The 21982-nt window shown below is 71.0% G+C and carries 24 protein-coding genes; 12 read left to right on the top strand and 12 right to left on the bottom strand.

Features of this window, described 5'->3' with window-relative positions:
- Nucleotides 1-99: 99 nt before the first annotated feature.
- From A4R25_RS19540 to otsB, 3 genes are all read left to right on the top strand, one after another.
- Entirely contained in the window at nucleotides 100-540 is a 441-nt protein-coding gene (locus tag A4R25_RS19540) for a helix-turn-helix transcriptional regulator (protein WP_030501268.1), read from the top strand.
- Nucleotides 541-703: 163 nt separating this feature from the next.
- Nucleotides 704-1057 (top strand): hypothetical protein, encoded by a 354-nt coding sequence (locus A4R25_RS19535; RefSeq protein WP_013284062.1) that lies wholly within the window; start codon nucleotides 704-706, stop codon nucleotides 1055-1057.
- A gap of 69 nt (nucleotides 1058-1126) precedes the next feature.
- On the top strand, nucleotides 1127-1951 hold the full coding sequence (gene otsB / locus A4R25_RS19530) for a trehalose-phosphatase (RefSeq protein ID WP_064447657.1): 825 nt from the start codon (nucleotides 1127-1129) through the stop codon (nucleotides 1949-1951).
- A 102-nt stretch (nucleotides 1952-2053) separates the two neighbouring features.
- Here otsB and A4R25_RS19525 read toward each other — a convergent pair whose 3' ends face one another.
- Genes A4R25_RS19525 through A4R25_RS19510 form a run of 4 tightly spaced genes read right to left on the bottom strand, consistent with a single transcriptional unit; the run spans nucleotide 2054 to nucleotide 6780 of the window.
- Nucleotides 2054-2824 carry an isoprenyl transferase gene (locus tag A4R25_RS19525; protein WP_043326637.1) on the bottom strand — a complete coding sequence of 257 codons (771 nt, stop codon included), beginning with the start codon at nucleotides 2822-2824 and terminating at the stop codon, nucleotides 2054-2056.
- Nucleotides 2825-2855: 31 nt separating this feature from the next.
- Entirely contained in the window at nucleotides 2856-4016 is a 1161-nt protein-coding gene (locus A4R25_RS19520) for a geranylgeranyl reductase family protein (RefSeq protein WP_064447656.1), read from the bottom strand.
- Between the two features lie 36 nt (nucleotides 4017-4052).
- Nucleotides 4053-4898: a hypothetical protein gene (locus A4R25_RS19515; protein WP_064447655.1), complete on the bottom strand. Its 846-nt coding sequence runs from the start codon at nucleotides 4896-4898 to the stop codon at nucleotides 4053-4055.
- A gap of 40 nt (nucleotides 4899-4938) precedes the next feature.
- Nucleotides 4939-6780 (bottom strand): phosphoenolpyruvate carboxykinase (GTP), encoded by a 1842-nt coding sequence (locus A4R25_RS19510; RefSeq protein ID WP_043326644.1) that lies wholly within the window; start codon nucleotides 6778-6780, stop codon nucleotides 4939-4941.
- Between the two features lie 491 nt (nucleotides 6781-7271).
- Between A4R25_RS19510 and A4R25_RS19505 the strand changes: the two genes are divergently transcribed.
- Complete coding sequence (locus tag A4R25_RS19505) at nucleotides 7272-7808, top strand: GtrA family protein (RefSeq protein WP_043330644.1); 537 nt, start codon at nucleotides 7272-7274, stop codon at nucleotides 7806-7808.
- A 62-nt stretch (nucleotides 7809-7870) separates the two neighbouring features.
- Nucleotides 7871-8563 carry a GtrA family protein gene (locus A4R25_RS19500; RefSeq protein ID WP_043326646.1) on the top strand — a complete coding sequence of 231 codons (693 nt, stop codon included), beginning with the start codon at nucleotides 7871-7873 and terminating at the stop codon, nucleotides 8561-8563.
- Nucleotides 8564-8626: 63 nt separating this feature from the next.
- Here the strand turns inward: A4R25_RS19500 and A4R25_RS19495 are convergent, their stop codons facing one another.
- Both A4R25_RS19495 and A4R25_RS19490 read right to left on the bottom strand, forming a co-directional pair.
- Nucleotides 8627-9196, bottom strand: coding sequence for a PH domain-containing protein (locus A4R25_RS19495; RefSeq protein ID WP_043326648.1), 570 nt, complete (start codon nucleotides 9194-9196; stop codon nucleotides 8627-8629).
- A 142-nt stretch (nucleotides 9197-9338) separates the two neighbouring features.
- Nucleotides 9339-10211 carry a biotin--[acetyl-CoA-carboxylase] ligase gene (locus tag A4R25_RS19490; RefSeq protein WP_043330645.1) on the bottom strand — a complete coding sequence of 291 codons (873 nt, stop codon included), beginning with the start codon at nucleotides 10209-10211 and terminating at the stop codon, nucleotides 9339-9341.
- A 72-nt stretch (nucleotides 10212-10283) separates the two neighbouring features.
- Here A4R25_RS19490 and A4R25_RS19485 point away from each other — a divergent pair, with 72 nt between their 5' ends.
- Nucleotides 10284-11867 (top strand): acyl-CoA carboxylase subunit beta, encoded by a 1584-nt coding sequence (locus A4R25_RS19485; RefSeq protein ID WP_043326650.1) that lies wholly within the window; start codon nucleotides 10284-10286, stop codon nucleotides 11865-11867.
- Nucleotides 11868-11910: 43 nt separating this feature from the next.
- Here the strand turns inward: A4R25_RS19485 and A4R25_RS19480 are convergent, their stop codons facing one another.
- The 4 genes from A4R25_RS19480 to A4R25_RS19465 all read right to left on the bottom strand — a co-directional run bounded on the left by A4R25_RS19480 (nucleotide 11911) and on the right by A4R25_RS19465 (nucleotide 15115).
- Nucleotides 11911-12783, bottom strand: coding sequence for a hypothetical protein (locus A4R25_RS19480; protein ID WP_043326653.1), 873 nt, complete (start codon nucleotides 12781-12783; stop codon nucleotides 11911-11913).
- Nucleotides 12776-13276: a SigE family RNA polymerase sigma factor gene (locus A4R25_RS19475; protein ID WP_043326656.1), complete on the bottom strand. Its 501-nt coding sequence runs from the start codon at nucleotides 13274-13276 to the stop codon at nucleotides 12776-12778. The genes A4R25_RS19480 and A4R25_RS19475 overlap by 8 nt, the downstream gene beginning before the upstream one ends.
- Before the next feature lie 62 nt (nucleotides 13277-13338).
- Nucleotides 13339-14322 (bottom strand): ketopantoate reductase family protein, encoded by a 984-nt coding sequence (locus A4R25_RS19470; RefSeq protein ID WP_064447654.1) that lies wholly within the window; start codon nucleotides 14320-14322, stop codon nucleotides 13339-13341.
- 49 nt (nucleotides 14323-14371) lie between these two features.
- Nucleotides 14372-15115, bottom strand: a complete 744-nt coding sequence (locus tag A4R25_RS19465) for a M50 family metallopeptidase (RefSeq protein WP_043326662.1) — start codon at nucleotides 15113-15115, stop codon at nucleotides 14372-14374.
- Between the two features lie 99 nt (nucleotides 15116-15214).
- Between A4R25_RS19465 and A4R25_RS30745 the strand changes: the two genes are divergently transcribed.
- Both A4R25_RS30745 and A4R25_RS19460 read left to right on the top strand, forming a co-directional pair.
- Nucleotides 15215-15394 (top strand): hypothetical protein, encoded by a 180-nt coding sequence (locus A4R25_RS30745; protein WP_231915583.1) that lies wholly within the window; start codon nucleotides 15215-15217, stop codon nucleotides 15392-15394.
- A gap of 128 nt (nucleotides 15395-15522) precedes the next feature.
- The gene (locus A4R25_RS19460) at nucleotides 15523-16275 is read left to right on the top strand and encodes a GH25 family lysozyme (RefSeq protein WP_043326667.1); all 753 of its coding nucleotides are present in this window, start codon (nucleotides 15523-15525) and stop codon (nucleotides 16273-16275) included.
- Between the two features lie 66 nt (nucleotides 16276-16341).
- Here A4R25_RS19460 and A4R25_RS19455 read toward each other — a convergent pair whose 3' ends face one another.
- Both A4R25_RS19455 and A4R25_RS19450 read right to left on the bottom strand, forming a co-directional pair.
- Nucleotides 16342-16548 carry a hypothetical protein gene (locus tag A4R25_RS19455; protein WP_043326669.1) on the bottom strand — a complete coding sequence of 69 codons (207 nt, stop codon included), beginning with the start codon at nucleotides 16546-16548 and terminating at the stop codon, nucleotides 16342-16344.
- Nucleotides 16549-16635: 87 nt separating this feature from the next.
- The gene (locus tag A4R25_RS19450; protein ID WP_064447653.1) at nucleotides 16636-18621 is read right to left on the bottom strand and encodes a serine/threonine-protein kinase; all 1986 of its coding nucleotides are present in this window, start codon (nucleotides 18619-18621) and stop codon (nucleotides 16636-16638) included.
- A gap of 91 nt (nucleotides 18622-18712) precedes the next feature.
- Here A4R25_RS19450 and A4R25_RS19445 point away from each other — a divergent pair, with 91 nt between their 5' ends.
- From A4R25_RS19445 to A4R25_RS30740, 4 genes are all read left to right on the top strand, one after another.
- Nucleotides 18713-18925: an acyl-CoA carboxylase subunit epsilon gene (locus A4R25_RS19445; RefSeq protein WP_064447652.1), complete on the top strand. Its 213-nt coding sequence runs from the start codon at nucleotides 18713-18715 to the stop codon at nucleotides 18923-18925.
- Between the two features lie 100 nt (nucleotides 18926-19025).
- Nucleotides 19026-19478 (top strand): hypothetical protein, encoded by a 453-nt coding sequence (locus A4R25_RS19440; RefSeq protein ID WP_064447651.1) that lies wholly within the window; start codon nucleotides 19026-19028, stop codon nucleotides 19476-19478.
- Nucleotides 19475-20842: a hypothetical protein gene (locus A4R25_RS31185; RefSeq protein WP_157539123.1), complete on the top strand. Its 1368-nt coding sequence runs from the start codon at nucleotides 19475-19477 to the stop codon at nucleotides 20840-20842. The genes A4R25_RS19440 and A4R25_RS31185 overlap by 4 nt, the downstream gene beginning before the upstream one ends.
- 62 nt (nucleotides 20843-20904) lie before the next feature.
- Nucleotides 20905-21972 (top strand): S8 family serine peptidase, encoded by a 1068-nt coding sequence (locus A4R25_RS30740; RefSeq protein WP_082931073.1) that lies wholly within the window; start codon nucleotides 20905-20907, stop codon nucleotides 21970-21972.
- Nucleotides 21973-21982 lie beyond the last annotated feature (10 nt).

Genomic DNA, 21982 nt, shown 5'->3' with positions numbered 1-21982 from the left:
ACTGGATCGTTTACCGGAAAACCGCGATCACCGTCACGCCAGCGTGACAGCAGCGTGCCGAGACCGCCCGACGGGACCGACTGGCCGTACCGTCACGGGGTGACCGAGACGGCCAACGCACGGAAGATCGCCTTCGCCACCTTCGTCCGACGTGCGCTCGACGACGCGCGAGCGCTGCGGGCCTGGAGCGGCACCGAGGTCTCCCGGCGCACAGGCGTCTCCCGCCAGACCATCAACCGCTGGGTCCGCGGCGACTGGGCCAGCGACCCGGAGGCCGAGCGGGTGGTCGCCTTCTGCGAGGGCCTCGGGCTCGATCCGGCCGCCGCCTTCACCGCGCTCGGCTGGGACCGCGCCGCCGGCCCACGGGCCACGCCCACCCCACCTCCGATGGACCCGGACGTGGAGGCGCTGCTGCGCCGACTGGTCGACCCGACCGTGTCGGACGCGGAGAAGTTCCACATTCGAGAAACCATTCGTTACCTCGCATATCGCCCGACACTGCCGGGCGGTGTCCGAAATAGGGGGAAACAGGCCGGGTAGTTCCTCAGATGGCGAAAGAACGGAAGGTCAGACCCGATCGTTTCGCCTCGGGGACGGATCGGACCCGCTAGCGTCCACGTTTGTACTGCTAGGGGCTCGTCATCGGCGGGGGGACGGGACACAGCCGAACCCAGCCCTGCGGGACAGAAGGAGGGGTCTGTCCATGACCCTGAAATGGTTGGCAGTCGTGGTCGCGGTGGTGTCGCTGACATCGTGCGTGACCGGCAACGTGGTGGTCGGCGTACTGGACGGCGGGCAGCTTCCCCTGGTCGTCAACCTCTTCGCGCTCACCACGGCCGGCACCGCGGTGATCCTCGCCGTCGTCGCCGAACTGCACGATCGTCTCAACGACCGGGTCAGCGCGCTCACCGAGTTCCTGGTGGCGCGGCTGAACGAGATCGAGGCGCACACCGGCGACCGCAACACCGGCTTCGTGGAGGGCTACCTGCTCAGCCACGGGCAGGAGGCGGCAGTGGTGCCGTTCGGGCGCCGGGGACGGGGAGCCGCCGAACGCTGATCCCCACGACGTTCCCACGTCACATCTCGGCCACGAATACGCCGCCCGGCGCGGGGTACGCTGACGCGCGTGCCGCCGTTGAATCTGGGCAACCAGCAGCCGAAGACCCCGTTGAACGCGGAGCACGCCTGGCGTGCGACCGCCGATCGCGCACGGGACGTCGTTCTCTTCTTCGACTTCGACGGCACGTTGGCGCCGGTCGACGACGACCCCACGGCCGTCCGGCCCGCGCCCAACGTGCTCACCGCGCTGGAGGCGCTCGCCCCGCACGTGCGGCGGATCGCCATCGTCTCCGCCCGGCCGGTGGACTTCCTCCGCGACCACCTCGGCGGCCTCGCCGGAATCGACCTGTACGGGCTGTACGGCCTGGAGCACAGCCACTCCGGCGGTGAGACGGTCACCGAGCCGGCCGCTCTGCCGTGGGTGCCCACCATGTCCGAGCTGGCCGAGCAGGCCCGCGCCGAGCTGCCGCCGGGCGCGCTGGTCGAGTTCAAGCGGCTCTCCGTCGCGCTGCACTGGCGTACCGCCCCGCAGCTCGGTGAGCTGGTGCAGGAGTGGGGCCGCGCCCAGGCCGAGCGGCTTGGCCTGCGCGCCCAGCCGGGCCGGATGGTGCTGGAACTCAAGCCCCCCGTCGACCGGGACAAGGGCATGGTGATCGGCGAGACGGTCCGGGACGCCGGCGGCGCCTGGTACTTCGGTGACGACGTCTCCGACATCAAGGCGTTCGCCGCGCTGCGCGCCCGCGCCGCCGCCGACCCCGGCTTCCTCGGGGTCTGCGTCGCCGTGGCCAACCCGGAGACCGGGCACGAGGTGGCCGACGCCGCCGACCTGACCCTGGACTCCCCCGCCGCCCTGGCCGAGTTCCTCACCGACGCCCTGCGCCACCTGACCTGACCCCGCTTTTCCGCGTCGATCTTGCACTTGCCGCCCCGACAAACGGGGACGAAAGCCGCGCACGCGGGGCCGGAAGTGCAAGATCGACGGGGAGGCGGGGGGTCAGGTGCCGAATCGGCGCTGGCGGGTGGCGTAGGAGCGCAGGGCACGCAGGAAGTCGACCTTGCGGAAGTCGGGCCAGTTCAGCTCGCAGAAGTAGAACTCCGAGTGCGCGCTCTGCCAGAGCATGAAACCGGAGAGCCGCTGCTCGCCACTGGTCCGGATGATCAGATCCGGATCCGGCAGCCCCTTGGTGTAGAGGTGCTCGGAGATGTGGTCGACGTCGAGCGAGGTGGCCAGCTCCTCGAGCGTGCCGCCGTTCGCGGCGTGCTCCGCCAGCAGCGAGCGGACCGCGTCGGCGATCTCGCGCCGCCCGCCGTACCCGACCGCGATGTTGACCTGAGCCCCGCCGTCGCGGTCCCGGGTGCGTTCCTCGGCGGCCTTGAGCGCGGCGGCGTGCTGCGCCGGCAACACGTCGAGCGCGCCGACCATCCGCAGCCGCCAGGGGTTGCCCTCCTCGGCCAGCTCGGTGGTGAGGTCCTCGATGATCTGGAGCAGTGGGTCCAGCTCGGCGGCCGGGCGGGAGAGGTTGTCGGTGGAGAGCAGCCACAGCGTGACGTGCCCGACACCGGCCGCGTCGCACCAGCGGAGCAGCTCCTTGATCCGCTCGGCGCCCATCCGGTGGCCGTCGTTCGGGTCGACGAAGCCCATCTCCCGGGCCCATCTGCGGTTGCCGTCGCACATCACGCCGACATGCGCGGGTACGGGCTTGCCCGCGAGCTTCGCCGTCAGCCGGCGCTCGTACACGGAGTAGAGGAGTTTCCGCAGAGTCATCACCTTGCAGGGTAGCGACCCGTGAGAAAGATCAGTGTCTCGGTGGCGTATCAGCCGACGGCGAGCCGGTCCGGCGCGGTCGCGGCACGTCAGCGGCGATCGCCGCGAGCGTGCGGGCGTCCAGCCGCCCGTCGCCGAGCCCCAGCTCCACCACGGTGCGGTAGACCCGCTCGTCGCGCCCGGCCGCGCCGACCACCGCGTCGACCACCCAGCGCCGACGCGCCAGCCAGGCCGCCGCCGAGCTGTGCCGCAGGTGGGTGCCGAGCCGGGCGCGCAGCGCGGCGGCGTACCCCCGGGCGGCCTCGGCCGGACTGCCGGCCGCCGCCGCGCCGGCCAGCGCCCCCGAGCGCAGCGCGTAGAAGATGCCCTCGCCGGTGAACGGGTTGATCAGCGACAGCGCGTCCCCGGCCAGCACCACCCGGCCCCGCCCGGGCGCCGGCCGGTGGGTGGACAGCGGCAGGTGGTGCGCGCGCAGGCCGGTCACCGTGGCCGGGTCGACTCCGGGGAGCAGCGCGGCCATCCGGTCCAGCAGGTGCGCGCGGCTGAGCGGCTCGCCGCGCAGCACCTCCCCGTACCCGACGTTCGCGCGACCGTCACCGATCGGAAAGACCCAGGCGTACGCGGGCCAGCGCGCCGCCGAGGTGACGATGAGCTGTTCGGGCGGCCCCGGCGGGGCCGGCGGGTAGCCCCGGATGGCGAGCGCCAGGTGCCGGTCCGGGTTGACCGGGTGCCCGAGCGCGCGCCGGACCACCGAACCGGCGCCGTCCGCGCCGACCAGCGCCCGCGCGGACAGCTCACCGTCGAGCACCACCCGGTCGGGAGCGATCTCCACCCGGCGTACGGTGTGCCGCCGCAACTCGGCGCCGGCCGCCACCGCCGCCGCCACCAGGCGTGCGTCGAACACCTGGCGGGGCACCGTGTACGCGGGCCGGGGCAGCGTCCGGGCGACGGTGCCGCCACCGGGTGCGACCAGGCGCAGCGCGGGCAGGGGCGGGTAGCCGTCGACGGCCCCGGTCACGCCCAGCTCGTCGAGGACGTCCAGCGCGTGCGCGGCGATGCCGTCCCCGCACGCCTTGTCGCGGGGGAAGTCGGACCGGTCCAGCAGCAGCACCCGCGCCGCCCCGGCCCGTCGTGCGCCGAGCGCGGCGGCCGCTCCCGCCGGCCCCGCCCCCACCACCACGACGTCCCACACCCCCTCATCCTCCCCTGCCGGCCCCCACCCCGGGCATCAACGGGACCGGGTGGCCCGGTACAGCGACCAGACGCAGAGGGCTGCCGCCGTGACCAGCGGGGCGCCGTCGCGGATCAGGCCGTCGGCGCCGAGCAGCCACCAGCACAGGGGCAGGTCGATCGCGAGGACGCCGAGGGTGACGGCCACCAGGCCCTTCCGCGCCCACGCCTTGTCGCGCAGCAGGAACGCGGTGCAGAACAGGACGGCGTAGCTGACCGCGATGCCGACGCCGAACCAGAAGATCAATGCCGGTACGGCGGCGAGCCGCCCGTCCAGCACGGCGCCGGTCGCCACCAGCGCCGGCACGAGCATCAGCGGGCTGTAGGTGAACGCCGCGACCCGGGCGGTGAGCAGCCAGCCGTTCGCCTGCGGACGCTTCGGCGTCATCTCCCGCCAGGCGATCGTCCCGCCCTCGACGACCAGGCCCTTGCGGTGCCGGACCAGGTGCGCGCGGATCGCCTCGGAACGGTAGAGCAGCACCACCACGGCGACGCAGAGCGCGGTGAGCACGGCGAACCCGATCAGGCCGGGCAGCGCGGGCACCCCCTGCCGGGGCACGATCAGCCGCCCGACCGCGAAAATCGTGGTCACCGCCAGGATCAGCCCGAACGGCCGGGCGCCCACCCGGCCCTTGTTCACCTGCCCGATCAGCAGCAGGAAGCCGAGCGATCGGAGCATCGCCCAGCCGGTGCGTACGGCCAGACCGAACTCCTGCTCCGGGGCGTACCAGTAGTTGAGCAACTCGACCACGACGGTGGCCGCCGCGGTCACGGCGAGCAGCGTGGTCAGCGCCCGGACGGCGGACGGCCGCCGGACCTCGACAGGTTCAGCGGCCGTCCTCATGGCATCCGATGTTGCCCGGCGCGGGCAACAGGCACACCTGCTACTTCTGCGGCTCCGCGTCGAGGCGGGCGCGCAGCGCGTCCAGCTCGGCCCAGAGCACGCCGGGGAGCTTGTCCCCGAACTTCTCGAACCACTCGGTGACCAGCGGCAGCTCGTCGCGCCACTCGTCCGCGTCGACCTTCAGCGCGATCCGGACGTCCTCCGGGGTCATGTCCAGACCCTCGACGTCGAGCGCGTCCTGCGCCGGGACCATGCCGATCGGCGTCTCCACCGCCTCGGCCCGGCCCTCCAACCGCTCGATGACCCACTTGAGCACGCGGGAGTTCTCGCCGAAGCCCGGCCAGAGGAAGTTGCCCTCGGCGTCCTTGCGGAACCAGTTGACGTAGTAGATCTTGGGCAGCTTGGCCTCGTCGCCGTCGGCGCCCTTGCCCATCTCGATCCAGTGCCGGAAGTAGTCGCCGGCGTTGTAACCGATGAACGGCAGCATGGCCATCGGGTCACGACGCACCACGCCGACCGCGCCGGAGGCGGCGGCGGTGGTCTCCGAGGAGAGCGTGGCGCCCATGTAGACGCCGTGCACCCAGTCGCGGGCCTCGGTGACCAGCGGGATGGTGTCCCGCCGACGGCCGCCGAACAGGATCGCGTCGATCGGCACGCCGTTCGGGTCGTAGTAGTCGTCGGCCAGGATCGGGCACTGGGTGATCGGGGTGCAGAAGCGGCTGTTCGCGTGCGAGGAGAGGTTCTCGCTCTCCGGCGTCCAGTCGTTGCCCTTCCAGTCGATCAGGTGCGCCGGCGGCTCACCCATGCCCTCCCACCAGATGTCGCCGTCGTCGGTCAGCGCCACGTTGGTGAAGATGGAGTTGCCGCGGTCCAGCGTCCGCATGGCGTTGGCGTTGGTCTTCCAGTCGGTGCCAGGGGCGACACCGAACAGGCCGTACTCCGGGTTGATCGCGTAGAGGCGGCCGTCCTGGCCGAACCGCATCCAGGCGATGTCGTCGCCGATGGTCTCGACCTTCCAGCCCGGGATGGTCGGCTCCAACATGGCGAGGTTGGTCTTGCCACAGGCGGACGGGAAGGCGCCGGCGATGTGGTAGACCTTGCCCTCCGGCGAGGTGATCTTGAGGATCAGCATGTGCTCGGCCAGCCAGCCCTCGTCGCGCCCCATCACGCTGGCGATACGCAGCGAGTAGCACTTCTTGCCCAGCAGCGAGTTGCCGCCGTAGCCGGAGCCGAAGGACCAGATCTCCCGGGTCTCCGGGAAGTGCGAGATGTACTTCGTCTCGTTGCACGGCCAGGCCACGTCCTGCTGACCCGGGGCCAGCGGCGCGCCGATCGAGTGCAGCGCGTGCACGAAGTCGGCGTCGTCGCCCATCGCCTCCAGGATCGCCGACCCCATCCGGGTCATGATCCGCATGGAGGCGACCACGTACGGGCTGTCGGTGATCTCCACGCCGAACATGGGGTTCTCGGCCTCGATCGGACCCATGCAGAACGGGATGACGTACATGGTGCGCCCGCGCATGCTGCCGCGGTACAGCTCCGTCATCGTCCGCTTCATCTCGGCCGGCGCCATCCAGTTGTTGGTGGGGCCGGCGTCCGCCTCGTCGACGGAGCAGATGAAGGTGCGCTCCTCCACCCGGGCGACGTCCGTGGGGTCGGTACGCGCGTAGAACGAGTTGGGCTTCTTCTCGGGATTCAGCCGGATGAGGGTGCCGTTTGAGACGAGCTCGTCGGTGAGGCGGCGCCACTCCTCATCAGACCCGTCCACCCAGACCACGCGGTCGGGGGTGGTCAGTTCCGCGACCTCACGTACCCAGGCCAGCAGCTTGGGGTGGGACGTCGGGGCCTGATCGATACCCCGAACAGCAGCCGGAGCAACCATGTCACTTCTCCTTGTGGTCGACGCTGACCGATCTATGGGGTGCACGAGTTCTGGCGGGCAAGTACGCCGCCTCGTGGAAACCTGGGATTGGGCTCAGCGTAAACCGGACTGCCTCGCCAGTCAGTGGGACTGGTTGTGAAGAACTGCACAAGGTACGGCCACGCTGCGGCTTCACGATCTGATACCCGCTTTCGCGCGCAGTTTCACGCAAATCCTGCGGTGAACCTTCGACGGCCCGCTCCGTCCCCGGAGTGACCGCGACGCCCGATCGCGGGGAAGCGTACGAACATGTCGTGAAAGACGATTCCGTGATGGGCTCCACAGATTCACACAGCGGGTTACCCTCTGCTCACGGACATCGAGAACGGGCGACAGATCCCCGACCCGGGCGGCCCGGCCGCGAGGGCCACGACGAAGCCGTCGTGGCCGACTCGCCGTTGCGGTCCGCCCGTGTACCCCACAACCGGTACTCTCGGCGGGTGGCCGCGACGATGACCGGGGACCAACCGGGGGCTCCGCAGACCCGTCGGGGTCCGATCGGAGCACTACTCGACCGTTTCGGTCACCTGATCCACGAGTTGAGCAAGTTCGCCACCGTCGGCGGCTTCGCCTTCGTGGTCGACTTCGTCCTCTTCAACTTCCTGTCCAGCGGCCGGGACATGCCGCCGCTCGCCGCGAAGACCATCTCCACGGTGATCGCGGCGACCGTCGCCTTCCTCGGCAACCGGTTCTGGACCTGGCGGCACCGGCAGCGCTCCAACCCGGCCCGGGAGTACGCGCTGTTCTTCTTCTTCAACGCGGTCGGTCTCGGTATCGCGGTGGCAAGTCTCGCGGTCAGCCACTACGGGCTGGGCGCGGTCTGGCCGGCGGTGTTCCAGACCCCGCTGGCCGACAACATCGCCAGCTTCATCGTCGGCACCGGCCTCGGGACGCTCTTCCGGTTCTGGTCGTACCGACGGTTCGTCTTCGTCGACGCGGGAACACCACCCGTTCCGGCAACGAGCCACGACCGAGAGTCCGGGGCGTGACGAACCGCCCATCCCGACCCGCCGGGCCGAGCCGGCCCAGCCCACTGCCTAAGGTGTTCCGCATGCCTGGAGTCCGTCTGCTGCCCGAGCGCTGGCAGAAGTTCATCCACGAGGCGCTCAAATTCGGCATCGTCGGCGGCATCAACACCGTCATCAATTACGCGGTGTTCAATGCCCTGGCACTCACGGTTTTCCGCGACGGTCAGCTGAAAGCGACCGTGATCGCGACGATTGTCGCCACGATCACGTCGTATCTGATGAATCGTCACTGGACGTACCGGGATCGGCCGAAATCGGCACTCCGGCGGGAATACGTCCTGTTCTTCCTTTTCAACGGCGCCGGTCTGGTCATCGAACTCGGCGTCCTGGCCCTGGCCAAGTACGGCCTCGGCGTACACGGACTGCTGGCGCTGAACGTCGCCAAGACCATCGGTGTCCTGCTGGCGACGCTGTTCCGCTTCTGGTCCTACCGCACGTTCGTCTTCCAGCCGGTGCCCAAGCACGCCGAGGAGACCTGGCACTCGGTGCCGCGTGACGAGTGGGACAACGTCGCCGAGATGGACCCGGTGGCCGAGCTGGCCGAGTCGGTGAGCGAGCTGGAGGAGGAGGAACCTCCCCCGGGCGCCGGGCGACCCGACTACGCGCCACCCCGGGGCCGTCCGGCACCTGCTGACGCCGGGCTCGGCGGCGCGCTCGGCGCCGACCTGGACGCCGAATTCGCCGCCGAACTCCAGCCCCGCCGCGCGCGCCGCTGACCGACGAAGAGGGCCGGCACCTCCGCTTCCGGGGGTGCCGGCCCTCTTCGGTCGGCGGCGCGGTCAGGGCTGGTCGCGCAGGGACTTGCCCTCGGCCATGTCGGCGAGGATCTCGCGCATCTCGTCGTCGCCCAGGCTGTGCTTGTCGTGGTGCGCCTCGACCAGCTCGTACAGCTTCGTCTGCACCCGGTCCACGCCCGGCACGTCGTGCAGCACCGACTGGCCGCGCTCACCCGCCGACTCGATGGTCAGCGTGCCGCAGCCGAGCAGCCGCTCCACGAAGCGCTGGTTCATGGCGTGGTCGTTGATCCGGGTCAACGGCAGGTCCCGCCGGTTGCGCGACAGCACCCCCTGCTGGAGCAGGACGCGCTCGTTTGTGAACAGGTAGTGCGTGGTGCGCCAGACCAGGAACGGCCACAGAGCCAGCCACAGCACCAGCGCCAGGGCGACCACCGCGAGGGCGTAGAGCGCGATGGTGCCGCCGCTGCCGTCGGGCAGCAGAATCCAGCCGGCGACGACTGCCGCGACGGCGAGCACGAGCACCAGGACCGGCCGGATCAGGGCCTTCCAGTGCGGGTGCAGGTGCAACACGACGTGCTCGTCCTCGGTGAGCACGTCTTCGGGGAACGCCACGGGGGAACCTCCTCGCAGAACAGGACGCGCTGACCGTAACCGGTCGGCGCATCCCGTCGGCATCGGCCGCGCGGGCGGCTGCCCGTGGTTGTTAAGAGGGGGCCCTTCCTCTACCGGAGGCGTTAAGAGGGGGCCCTTCCTTTCACCGCAGGTGCAGCACGTCTCCCGCGGCCAGCCGCAGCGTCTCGGCATTCGTCTCCACCAGGAGCTGCCCGTCGGCGTCCACCCCGGTCGCGGTGCCGTGCGCCTCGCTGCCGTCGGGCAGCAACACCCGCACCTGGCGACCGATGGTGGCGCACCCGGCCAGGTACGCCTCGCGCAGCCCACTGGCCTCCGCATCACCTCCGGCGTCACGCCAGCGCTCGTACCAGTCGGCGAGCGAGCGCAGCAGCGCCCGCAGCAGCGGGTCCCGGTCGGTGGCGGTGGCGCCGGCGAGCTGGAGCGAGGTGGCGGGCAGCCCGGTCGGGTTCTCCGGCAGCTCGTCGGCGCGCAGCGTCACGTTCAGCCCCACACCGACCACGATCGCGGGCGGCCTGTCGTTCTCCCCCGGCACCGCCTCGGCCAGCACGCCGGCGCACTTCGCGCCGTCCACCAGCAGGTCGTTGGGCCACTTCAGCCGCGCGTCCAGCTCGGCCAGCAGGCGTACCGCCTCGACCAGCGCGACACCGGCGAGCAGCGGCAGCCACCCGTACCCGGTGACCGGCACCGGCGCCCAGCCGCGCTCGGGGACCGCCTCGCCGGGCCGCAGCAGCACGCTCGTGGCGAGACCGGCGCGCGGCGGCGACTGCCAGACACGGCCCCGACGGCCCCGGCCGGAGGTCTGCCGCTCGGCGACCACCACCAGGCCCTCCGGCTCGCCGCCCCGCGCCGCGGCCACCGTGTCGGCGTTCGTCGAGCCGGTCTCGGCCAGCAACTCCAAGCGTCGCCAGGGCCCGTTCGGCGCGACCAGCGCGCGCCGCAGCCGGGCCGCGGAGAGCGGCGGTCGGTCCAGATCCGTGTACGGCGAGCCGGGCATCACGCCAGCCTACGGCCCGGATGAGGCGTACTGCACAGCCTCAGACACCTGAACCATCGTTATATTCCACGGGTGACTACCGAGACCGGGTTCAACATCCACACGACCGCCGGCAAGCTGGCGGACCTGGAGCGACGGCTCGACGAGGCGGTGCACGCCGGGTCGGCACGCGCGGTCGAGAAGCAGCACGCGCGGGGCAAGAAGACCGCCCGCGAGCGGATCGAGATGCTCCTCGACGAGGGATCGTTCGTCGAGCTGGACGAGTTCGCCCGGCACCGCTCGACCAACTTCGGGCTGGAGAAGACCCGCCCGTACGGGGACGGCGTGGTGACCGGCTACGGCACCGTGGACGGCCGGCAGGTCTGCGTCTTCTCGCAGGACTTCACCGTCTTCGGCGGCTCCCTCGGCGAGGTCTTCGGCGAGAAGATCGTCAAGCTGATGGACCTCGCCATGAAGATCGGCTGCCCGGTCGTCGGCATCAACGACTCCGGCGGCGCGCGGATCCAGGAGGGCGTCACGTCCCTCGGGCTCTACGGCGAGATCTTCTTCCGCAACGTGCGGGCCAGCGGCGTCATCCCGCAGATCTCGCTGATCATGGGCCCGTGCGCGGGCGGCGCCGTCTACTCCCCGGCGGTCACCGACTTCACCGTCATGGTCGACCAGACCTCGCACATGTTCATCACCGGCCCCGACGTGATCAAGACGGTCACCGGCGAGGACGTCGGCATGGAGGAGCTGGGCGGCGCCCGTACCCACAACACCCGCAGCGGCAACGCGCACTACCTCGGCACCGACGAGGAGGACGCGATCGAGTACGTCAAGGCGCTGCTGTCGTACCTGCCGTCGAACAACCTGGACGAGCCGCCGGTGTTCGACGCGCCCGCGATCCTCGACGTCACGGATGAGGACCGGGAGCTGGACACGCTGATCCCGGACTCGGCCAACCAGCCGTACGACATGCACCGGGTCATCGAGCACGTGCTCGACGACGGCGAGTTCCTCGAGGTGCAGCCGCTGTACGCGCAGAACATGGTGGTCGGTTTCGGTCGCGTCGAGGGGCGCCCGGTGGGCGTGGTGGCGAACCAGCCGATGCAGTTCGCCGGCACGCTCGACATCGCCGCGTCGGAGAAGGCGGCCCGGTTCGTGCGCACCTGCGACGCGTTCAACATCCCGGTGCTCACCTTCGTGGACGTGCCCGGCTTCCTGCCCGGCACCGGCCAGGAGTGGGACGGCATCATCCGGCGCGGCGCGAAGCTCATCTACGCGTACGCCGAGGCCACCGTCCCGAAGGTCACAGTCATCACCCGCAAGGCGTACGGCGGCGCGTACGACGTGATGGGCTCCAAGCACCTCGGCGCGGACCTGAACTTCGCCTGGCCGACCGCGCAGATCGCGGTGATGGGCGCGCAGGGCGCGGTGAACATCCTCTACCGCTCGGAGCTGGCGAACGCCGAGGACCCGGCCGCGGTCCGGGCCGAGAAGATCGCCGAGTACGAGGACACGCTCGCCAACCCGTACATCGCCGCCGAGCGCGGCTACGTGGACGGCGTGATCCCGCCGCACGAGACGCGCGTGCAGATCGTGCGGGCGCTGCGGGTGCTGCGGACCAAGCGCGAGACGCTGCCGCCGAAGAAGCACGGCAACATCCCGCTGTAGTACGTCGGGTGCCCCCGCCGCCTCGGTGGCGGGGGCACCGGCGTCAGCAGCCCGGGTTCGTGGCGCGGCACAGCCGCTCGGCCGCGACCCGGGCCAGGTCCCGCAGTGTCACCTCGTCGCCGCCCGGTCCGGTGCTCAGCACCGTGACGAGGTCACCGACCCGCACCACCACCTGCTCCTTCGGCGGGGTCCCGTCACCGAGCCGCGCCCCGGTGTCCAGCCGTCGGCCCTGCCCGACGGCGTGCCGCACGAGCACCGACTCGTCGCCGGCGAAGCCGCTGTCGACCGTCTGCCAGGAGTGGACGACCTCCGCCTGGACCCGCTTGCCCTTCAACTCCACCGGACCGGTGAACCGCCACGTGCGGCAGGGCGCGAGCAGCGCGGGCAGCTCGTCGAAGAGCCGCTCGCCGTCCCGCGGCGCCAGCCGGTGCACATCCTGCAGGACCACCGCCTGCGGGGCCGACTGGTCACCGGCGCCCGGCCGCTTCCGCAGGAGGGTCACCGACCGCGAGTAGCGGGACTTCACCCACTCCGTCCGCAGGCCCTGCTCCTGCCGGCAGACCTCCAGCATCTTGTCCAGCTGGATCTCCTCGTCGAGGCCGGAGTCGTTCCACGGCGTGGTGCCGGCCGGCCGCACGTCGGACGGTTGCAGCAGCGCCTCGGCGGGCACCTCCGTGGCGCTCCACGGTGTCGCCGACGGATTGGCGGCGACCGGGGCCCGCGCTGGTGAGGCGGCACGCCCGGAGGCCACGAACGCGGCCCCGGAGGTGAGTGCGAGCACCGCCACCGCCGCGGCGGCCACCGTGCGGCGGCTGCGGCGCCGGGCACGTGCCCGCAGCTCGGCCGGTTCCGCCCAGCGGACGTTGCGCAGGTCCCGCTGCATCACGTCGATGAACGCCAGGTCGTCGTCACGCATCGGCGGGCTCCTCCAGATCCACTACCGCGAGCAGTTCGGCCAGGGCGGCTCGGCCCCGGGACAGCCGGGCCTTGACGGTGCCGACCGGGGCCTCGGTCTCCCGGGCCACCTCGGCGACCGGCATGCCGAGCAGGTAGTACAGCGCGAGAGCGACGCGTTGCTCCTCGGGCAGCCGCCGCAACGCGGCCACCACCTCGACCGTGTCGGTGCTCGGCGCCGGCATGCTCTCCTCGGCGCCATGGCGCAGATAGGCGCGCGCCCGGCTGCGCAGGCTGCGCCAGCGGCTCACCGCGATCCGGCTCGCCACCACCCGCACCCATGCCTCCGGGTCGTCGTATCCGCGCACTGTGGACCACCGCTGCCAGGCCCGGATGTACGCCTCCTGCACGGCGTCCTGCGCCTCGGCGAGGTCGCCGGTGAGCACGTAGACGAAGCCGAGCAGCCGCTGTCGGCTGCCCCGGTAGAACTCGTCGAATCCGTCGACGTCCGGCACCTGCTACCTCCCGAGTGACGGTCGCAGGGGACACGCCTGGCGTGCCTGGTGCGGTTGCCCGCTCAGCCGATCATTTTCTCGAGTTCGCCGAGTGGGAAGCCGCCGGCCGGGATCCGGTCGCGGACGGCCCGGCGGACGGCGGTCTGCACCGCCGCGTTGGCCGGGGTGGGTACGCCGTGCAGGCGCCCGAGCAGCACGATCTCGCCGTTGAGGTGGTCGGTCTCGACCGAGCCCGCGCCCCGGGCCAGGCTCTGCCAGGTGGAACCGCCGGAGCGCTCCTCGCCGCCGACGGGCCGGTGCGACACCAGGTCACCGCGCTCGGCGGCCTCCTCCTCGACTGTGGTGTGCGCGATGCCGGCGGCGGCGAGCGCCGCCTCGCCCTCGGCGCGTACCCGCTTCGACAGGGCTTCGGGCACGTCCCGGCCGAGCAGCGCCTGGAGGCCGTTGCCGAGGTTGGCGAGCAGCTTGCCGTACTTCCAGCGCATCACGTCGTCGCGCACCGGCGCGACGAACCCGGCGGAGGTCAGGTCGGCGGCGACCGCCCGGCTGGTGTCGTCGGCGCCGCTCGGGTAGCGGCCGATGTGCAGCATGCCCGGGTGCGGATGCCCGTTGGCGACCACCAGGCCCGGTTCCAGGTGGGTGGCGGGCAGCCACACGCACACCGGGTGTACGCGGGCGAAGCGCCGCAGCGCGGCCGGCTCGTTCGCCACGCCGTTCTGGGCCAGCACGAACGGCAGCCGTTCGCCCGCCGTTCCGCCGCCCTCGACCGGCGCGTCCGCCCACGCCGTCAGCGCCGCCACGGTGTCCTGCGACTTCACGGTGAGCACCAGCACGGTGTCGGCCGGCAGGGGCGGGCCGTCCGGCCCGGCCACCGCCGGCAGCCGGCCGGTGACCTCCCGCTCCGGCGTGCGCAGCGTCAGACCCCGCTCCCGCAGCGCGTCCAGATGCGCGCCGCGGGCCACGAGCGTCACGTCGTGGCCGGCGTCGGCCAGGAGTACGCCGATGGTGCCGCCGACCGCGCCCGCTCCGATGATCACGTATCGCACGGATCCGATTCTGCCCCTATGTGGCCTCGCCCGCCGGATACGCCGCTTGTCAGGCGGTGAGCCCCGCGTCGGCCAGGATCGGGCCGGCCAGCAGCAGCGCGCCGACCACCAGCGCCCCGACGCTGACCAGCAGGAACACGCCCACCCAGAACAGCGCCGGGAACGGCGTGAGCCGGGCGAGCTGGTCGGCGTCGGACTGCGGCATCCGGCCCCGGGCGCGTTGCCGGTGCAGCTCGAACACCGGTCGTACGCCGCCGAGCAGCAGAAACCAGACCGACGTCCAGGCGAACGCGGCCTGCACCTCGGGCGAGGTGTACCAGGAGACGGCGAGCACCACCCCGCCGGTGACCAGCAGCGAGAGCACGCCGAACAGGTTGCGGATCATCACCAGCATGGCGAGCAGCAGCGCCACCGCCAGCCACAGCAACAGCGTGATCCGGTTCCCGGCCAGCAGCCACGCGCCGCCGAGGCCGAGCAGCGACGGCGCGACGTACCCGGCGAGCAGCGTGAGGATCATCCCCGGCCCGGTGGGGCGGCCGGCGGAGAGCGTCAGCCCGGAGGTGTCCGAGTGCAGCCGGATGCCGTGCAGCCGGCGGCCGGTGAGCAGCGCGACGAGCGCGTGGCCGCCCTCGTGCGCGATGGTGACCGCGTTCCGGGCGATCCGCCACGGCAGCCGGGTGGCGACCACGGCGAGCGCGACCACGGCGGTGAGCACCACCAGCAGCGGCGGCGGGTCCGGCTGGGCGCTCATCAGCGTGTCCCAGAGCGTGGTGAGGCCGTCGATCAGGGGCATGGGCGGGGAGCCTACCGGCCCGAGCCGTGTCGTTCGACCGGCCGAGTCTCATAGAGTGTGAGACTGATCGGACGAGGCGCCGGAGCGGAGGTGAGGTCGGTGAGCGCAGCTCCCTTGGAGTCCTACAGCTCGCACGAGCAGGACGGCGACAGCCACTCGCTGCGGCTGCACCGGCTCGACGGCGCGCACTACGTCGAGGACGCGGTGGCCAAGGCGGGTGAGACGCTCAGTGTCACCGAGCCGTTCCGCTGGGCGATGGACCCGAGCGCGCTCCGCTGATCCGCAAACGACGCGCCACCTGGGCGAACGATGGGCGTCGATGAAAATTTCCTTGCTCCCTATTGCGATCTAGGGCACTAAGCTCCAAAGATGGGCGTCAATAGACGGACGTCCCTCTGGAGGCAACCATGGCCCGTACCAGACTCTCCGTACGCCGGCTCCTCGCTGCCGGCCTGGCCGCCGCCGCCACCGCGGCCGTGGCCCTCGTGGCGACCGCCGGACCGGCCGCCGCCGCGACCACGCCCGGGATCGACGTCTCCCGTTACCAGGGCAGCATCAACTGGACCAGCGTGCGCAACGCGGGCATCCAGTTCGCCTTCATCAAGGCCACCGAGGGCACGAGCTACAAGGACCCGAACTTCAACGCGAACTACGTCAACGCGTACAACGCCGGGGTGATCCGCGGGGCATACCACTTCGCCCGGCCGAACATCTCCGCCGGTTCCACCCAGGCCAACTACCTGGCCAGCAACGGCGGCGCCTGGTCGGCCGACAGCCGCACGCTGCCCGCCGCGCTGGACCTGGAGGGCAACCCGTACAGCGGCGGCTACTGCTACGGCCTGAGCACCACCGGCATGCGCAACTGGGTCCAGGACTTCCTCAACACCTACCGCTCCCGCACCGGCCGGTACGCGGTCATCTACACCACGACGAGCTGGTGGAACCAGTGCACCGGCAGCTGGAGCGGCCCGTGGGCCAACCACCCGCTGTGGATCGCCCGCTGGGCCAGCTCGCCCGGCACCCTGCCGGCCGGTGCTCCGTTCTACAGCTTCTGGCAGTACACGAGCACCGGCTCCGTCTCCGGGATCAGCGGCAACGTGGACCGCAACTACTGGAACGGTGACCGCAGCCGGCTGATCGCCCTGGCCAACAACACCTGATCCACCGGCTTACGACAGTGGGACCGCCTCCGTGCGAGGCGGTCCCACTGTCGCGTCGTACGTGGCTCAGGCTCTGCGGCGCGCGGAGGCCGGCACGGGCGTCCGGCGCATCCAGCGCCACGCCGCCACACCCGCGATCGTGAGGGTCAGCACACCGAGGACCGCGACCGGCGCGGACAGGCCGGCGGCGATCAGGAGCAGCACGACGTCGCCGAGCGCAACGAGCATCCACAGTGCCAGCCGCGGGCCGGTGTCCCTGCGTCGGTAACCCATGTCGCGCCTCCTTCCGTCGTCGGAGGATTCATACCCCCGAGGACGGAAAGCCATGCGAGCGAGTTTCGTGACCGGCGGGATTCCCGGTCAGTTCTGACGGTCCGGCACGAAGCCCTTGGTGATGATCTCCCAGTTCGCCAGGTTGGCGTCCCAGTCCTTCGCCGGGACCTCCCAGCGCAGCGCGAAGCCCCGGTTGCTGGCGGTCGCCACACCACGGTTGCGGACGTGGAAGCGGGTGTCGCCGTTGCGCGTCTCCAGCCAGTCCCAGTCGGCGCAGGTGCGGAAGTAGGGGTCGCACTTGGTGATGCCGACCAGTTTGTAGTTGCGCACGAAGTTGCGTCGGCTCGACTCCTGGCTCTTCCAGTCCGCGTACGCGTCCTTCTTCGGGTTCGGCGTCCACTGGATGAACAGCACCCGCCGAGCGCCACCGACCTCATAGAGCACGACGTTGTCGCTGCGGACCCGCGCCTCGAAACCGTTCGGGATCGGCACCTTGAAGCCGTTCGGGCCGGTGTAGAGACGCCAGCCGGCCGGCAACGCGGCCCCGGACGCCGACGGGCTGGCCGACGGCGTGGGGCTGGCCGACGCACTGGTCGCCGGGGCGCTCGGGGACGCGCTCTCGCTCGCCGCGGGCGGCGGCGCCGCCGACGCGGAGGTGCCGGCCGTCGGCTGACCGCCGTCGCCGTCGTCACCGTTGTTCAGCAGCGGCACGGCCACCACCAGACCGACCAGCAGCAGCAGTACCAGCGCGCCGATCAGCAGGTTGCGCCGGTTGGGCGCGGACTTCTCGACCGGCAGCACCGTGGCCCGGCCGGTCGACTGCGCCTCCTGCACCGGAGCCGGGCTGACCGGTGCGGAGCCGGTCACGGCCGGGCTGACCGGCGCCGGGGCGTCGGTGACCGGCTCGCCGTCGAGCCGCGTCTCGTCCAGCGCCGGGTCGACGCCGTCGACAGGGGCCTCGTCGTCCACCCGGGTCTCGTCGGTCGAAGGCGCCTGGTCGAGCTTGGTGGTCGGATCGGCGGCCGGCGGAGCCACCTTCGCCGTCGGGCCGGCGTCCGAGGTGGGCGCCGCCACCTTCGCTGTCGGGTCGACGGCCGCGGCCGTACCCCCGGTGGCGGCCCCGGAAACCGAGGTCGCCGCGCGTTCGGCCTGGTCGGCCGGGCGCGGCGCCGGCACCAGCGGCGGGCGCGGCACACGCGGACCGTTCGGCCCCGGCCGGCGTACGCCGTCCAGCAGTGAAATGCCCTTGGCCCGGCGACCGGCGGCCTTGCGCAGCATGCGCTCCGCCACCTCGGCGGTGATCCGCTCGTCCGGGTCCTTGCGCAGCAGGCCCTGGAGCACCGGCTTGAGCGGCCCAGCGTTGCGCGGCGGCGGCAGCGGCTCGGTGGCGAGCGCGGCCAGCGTGGCGATCGCCGACGGACGCGCGTACGGCGACTTGCCCTCGACCGCCGCGTAGAGCGTGGCGCCGAGCGACCAGAGGTCGGCCTCCGGCCCGGCCGTGCCGTCCCGCGCACGCTCCGGCGAGATGTACGCGGGCGAACCGAGCACCATGCCGGTGCGCGTCACGTTCGGGTCGCCGGGAATCGTGGCCAGGCCGAAGTCGGTGAGCACCACGCGGCCGTCCTCGCCGAGCAGCACGTTGCCCGGCTTGACGTCGCGGTGCATGATGCCCGCCTTGTGCGCGGCCTTCAGCGCGTTCAGCACGCCGAGGCCGATCTCGACCGCCTTGGCCGACGAGACCGGACCGTCCTCGGCGATGGTGTCCTGCAACGACTTCGACGCCACGTACTCCATGACGATCCACGGATCGCCGTCGGTGCGCAGCACGTCGAAGATGCGGACCACGTTGACGTTGTTGAGCCGGGCGATCGCCCGCGCCTCCCGCAGCGAGCGCTCGCGCATCTCGCGGCGCTCCTCGGGGGTGAGGCCGGGCGGCGGGACCAGTTCCTTGATGGCCACGTCCCGGTGCAGCACCTCGTCCCGCGCCTTCCAGACGCGGCCCATGCCGCCCTGACCGAGCGGCGTGATAAGCCGGTACCGGTCGGCGACGAGTTGGGGGAGCGCGTTCGACATCGCAGAAACCGTACCCGGCCGCTGCGACGCCTACACCGTCGGCACGCCACTGTACGGCGAAGGTCGAATTCGTGACGGTTACCCTTGGGGCATGTCTGCCGAAGAGCCGCTGTTCCGGATCGTCCGCGGCGTGCCCACCGCCGAGGAGCTGGCCGCTCTGGTCGGCGCGATCATGGTGCGTACCCGCCCGGCCCAGGCCGCCACGCCGGCCCCCGTGTCGCAGTGGGCGCGCAGCGCACGTCCCGCCCTCGCCTGCCCGGTCGCCGGCGCCGGCGCGTGGCGGGCCTCCGGCCTGCCCCGCTGACGTCTGGTTCCACCCGCGGCGCCGGGCGGGGCTGCCGGGATCCACGTTGAGCCACTAACCTCACTCAGGGAAACCGTGTGGTGACGGGCAGGAGGCTCCGATGATCCCGGAGGACAACCAGCCAGCCGGCTGGCTGCGCGGCTACGGCGGCATCGAGGCCGACATCCGACAGATGCGGGAGTTCGCCGACCGCCTCCAGGACGAGGTGACGCGCAACTACTCGCCGCATCTGTCGTACATCGCCGACGACATGAAGGCCCCGGTACCCAACCCGGCCGACGCCTTCATCGAGCTGGTCCATTTCCTCCAGGCCCACCACGACACCCAGACGGCAGCGGTCAGCGCCGTATGGGACCTGACACCCGCCACCGGCCGGCTCGCCGACGCCGCCGGCCGGATCGCCAACCACTACGGCGACGCCGACGCGTTCTCCTCCGCACGGGTCACCGACGTCGAACGGGCACTCGCCGGGCCGTCGAGCACCGTCGCCCGCCCGCTGCCGCCACTGGCCGACCCCACCGCCCCCGAACAGAGCCGGGTGATCCTGCCGTGATCGAACGGGGCAGCGGACGCACCTCCGGGCTGACCGACTGGCGGCTGATGGACGTCCTCAGCATGTGGGCGTGCCTCCAGGACCAGGACACCGCCGGCCAGTGGAAGCAGGTCGCCGGTTGGCGCAAGGTCTGTGACCTCGCGCTGACCCACCTCAGCCGGCTGCGGGAATACCGGCGCGGCCTCGCCGAGGCCTGGCCACCCGAGACCAATGCCGCCGCGCGGGCGTACATCGCCGAACTCGACCAGCTCATCGACCGCGTGCAGCGCACCCACGACGCCGCCGCCGCGAACTACGACGCGCTCGCCGCCGCCACCCGCGCCATCGGCAGCGCGCGGGCCGAGCTGCAACCCCTGCACGAGGAGTACGAGAAGAAGCTGCGGCAGAAGCGGGCGTACGAGGCGACGATCGCCGACCCGAAGGCGGTGGCGGGTAGCCGGTTGCCGGAACGGCCCCCGGTCACGGACGACGACTTGGAGCAGTTGAACGTACGGGCGCGCGGGTTGATGACGGGGTTGAGCGGCGAGCTACAGCACGCCCAGGTCATGCTCCAGCGCCCGCCAACACCAGTCGGCCCCGGTCGTCCAGGTCGTCAGGTTAATGATCCCGACACCTACGACCAGGCTCCTCCAATTATCCCGCCTGTCGTTCCAGTGCAGGTTTCAGGCAGCTCGGGGAAACCGTCGCCTAGAAACCCTGCGGTCTCCCCCGTCGAGACGAAACCCTTGACGCCTCCGATCAGCGGCGTCGGACCGATACTCGGAGCAGCCGCACCTGGCACGGCGCAGGCCCCGCCTGAGGCATCTGCGCCACCCATCAAGCCGACGTCTCCAACCACGCCCAGCATTGGCGCCCAGGCAGGTTTCGCACCCACAGGAAGCATGGGACCAGTTTCGCCGCGCCCGCCAGCACCCCCGAGCGGGCCAAACCTGCCTTTCAACGACCCGAACCGCACTTCACCTGGCGGCAGCGGACGCCAGGCTCTGCCCAATGGCTTTATTGGAACACCGACAGGCGGGAGCATCGGCCAACCAACTCCCAACAATCCGCGGCGCGTAAATCCCATTGGTGGGGTCATTGGTGGCGGCGCAGGCACTGCACCTAGCGGCGCGGCGGGTTCTAGGCCTGGAGCAGGACGAACTACTCAACCAGGAGCTAGCTACGGCAACTTCCCAGTAGGCGGCTCACCTTCTGCAGCATCGCACTTTGGTACTAGGAACCGGCGCGAGCATGACGGCGAGGGAACACCGCTGTGGGACGCGGACCATCCATGGCGAACCAACAGAGGCGTGGATCCCGTGATGCTTCCACCGGAAGAGGACGGCCCGATAGACCCTGGCCCAGCAATCGGCTTTAACCGGTGAGTGTGGGTCGACCGCTCCTGGCAGCACTTCTGACACTCCTCGGAGCCCTACCGGCACAACAAATGATCGCAGCACCGACTGCGCCCGCAGACCTCATACGGGCAGACCAGTGGCACCTGCGCTACTTACGGGCGGATGACGCCAATTCAATCAGCCGCGGGAGCGGGGTGCTAGTTGCAGTTCCTGACACCGGCGTTGACCCCCACCCAGACCTACTAAGTAATCTACTTCCCGGGACGACAACAATAGCGGGCAGGTCCGGCGACGGCCGCAGTGACCTGAACAGTCACGGCACCAGCATGGCCGGCCTAATCGCCGCGCATGGGCAGTCAGACGGAACAGGAGCGATTGGGATTGCCCCGGCGGCAAAGATCTTGCCAATCCAGTCCTCCGGCGGGAACAATATAGGAGAAGCAGATGACCTCGCTTCGGGGATACGCTACGCAATCTCGCAACATGCCGATATAATTAGCGTCTCCAGTAGCGGCGCATCAAGCCCCGAGTTGGTTAACGCAACTCGGGCTGCCCTTTCGGCCAACATTATCGTTGTCGCAGCTGCCGGAAACGCCCCCGACGACACTCATGTTGGCTATCCCGCAAGTGAGCCCGGTGTAATTGCAGTCGGAGGAGTAGACCGCACGGGAAACCACGCTTCCGTTTCAGTCCGCGGGCCAGAGATTGATATTGTTGCCCCAGCCGTTGATATCTACAGCACCAGCTACGGCGGCAAATATTCGAAGGGCACGGGGACATCCAGTGCTACCGCGATTGTTGCCGGCGCTGCTGCCCTGATCCGCTCCAAGTACCCCAACCTCCCCGCGCAGGAAGTCGCCCACCGGCTGACCGCCACCGCCGTCGACAAGGGACCACCAGGCCGCGACGACCAGTACGGCTATGGCGTCATCGACCTGGTAGCGGCGCTCACCGCTGATGTCCCCCCGCTCGGCTTCGAGTCCTCGAACGTCACGCCACCGGCGTCGGCGGAGGCAGCCCCGGAAAAGGGCGACGACAGCAGCGCGACCGTACGCGGGCTCGCCACCCTGGGTGTGCTGGTGGCGGCGGGCGGCGGATACCTGTTCTGGCGTCGGCGCCGACGTGCCGACGACCCGCCGCCGAGGGTCAGCCGGTAGCGTCGGCGGG

Origin of the sequence: Micromonospora sp. NBRC 110037 (genome assembly GCF_001652995.1) — a bacterium.
Lineage (GTDB): Bacteria > Actinomycetota > Actinomycetes > Mycobacteriales > Micromonosporaceae > Micromonospora > Micromonospora chalcea.
Note: the sequence above shows the minus strand (reverse complement) of the source record. Positions and strands in the feature narration are given on the sequence as shown.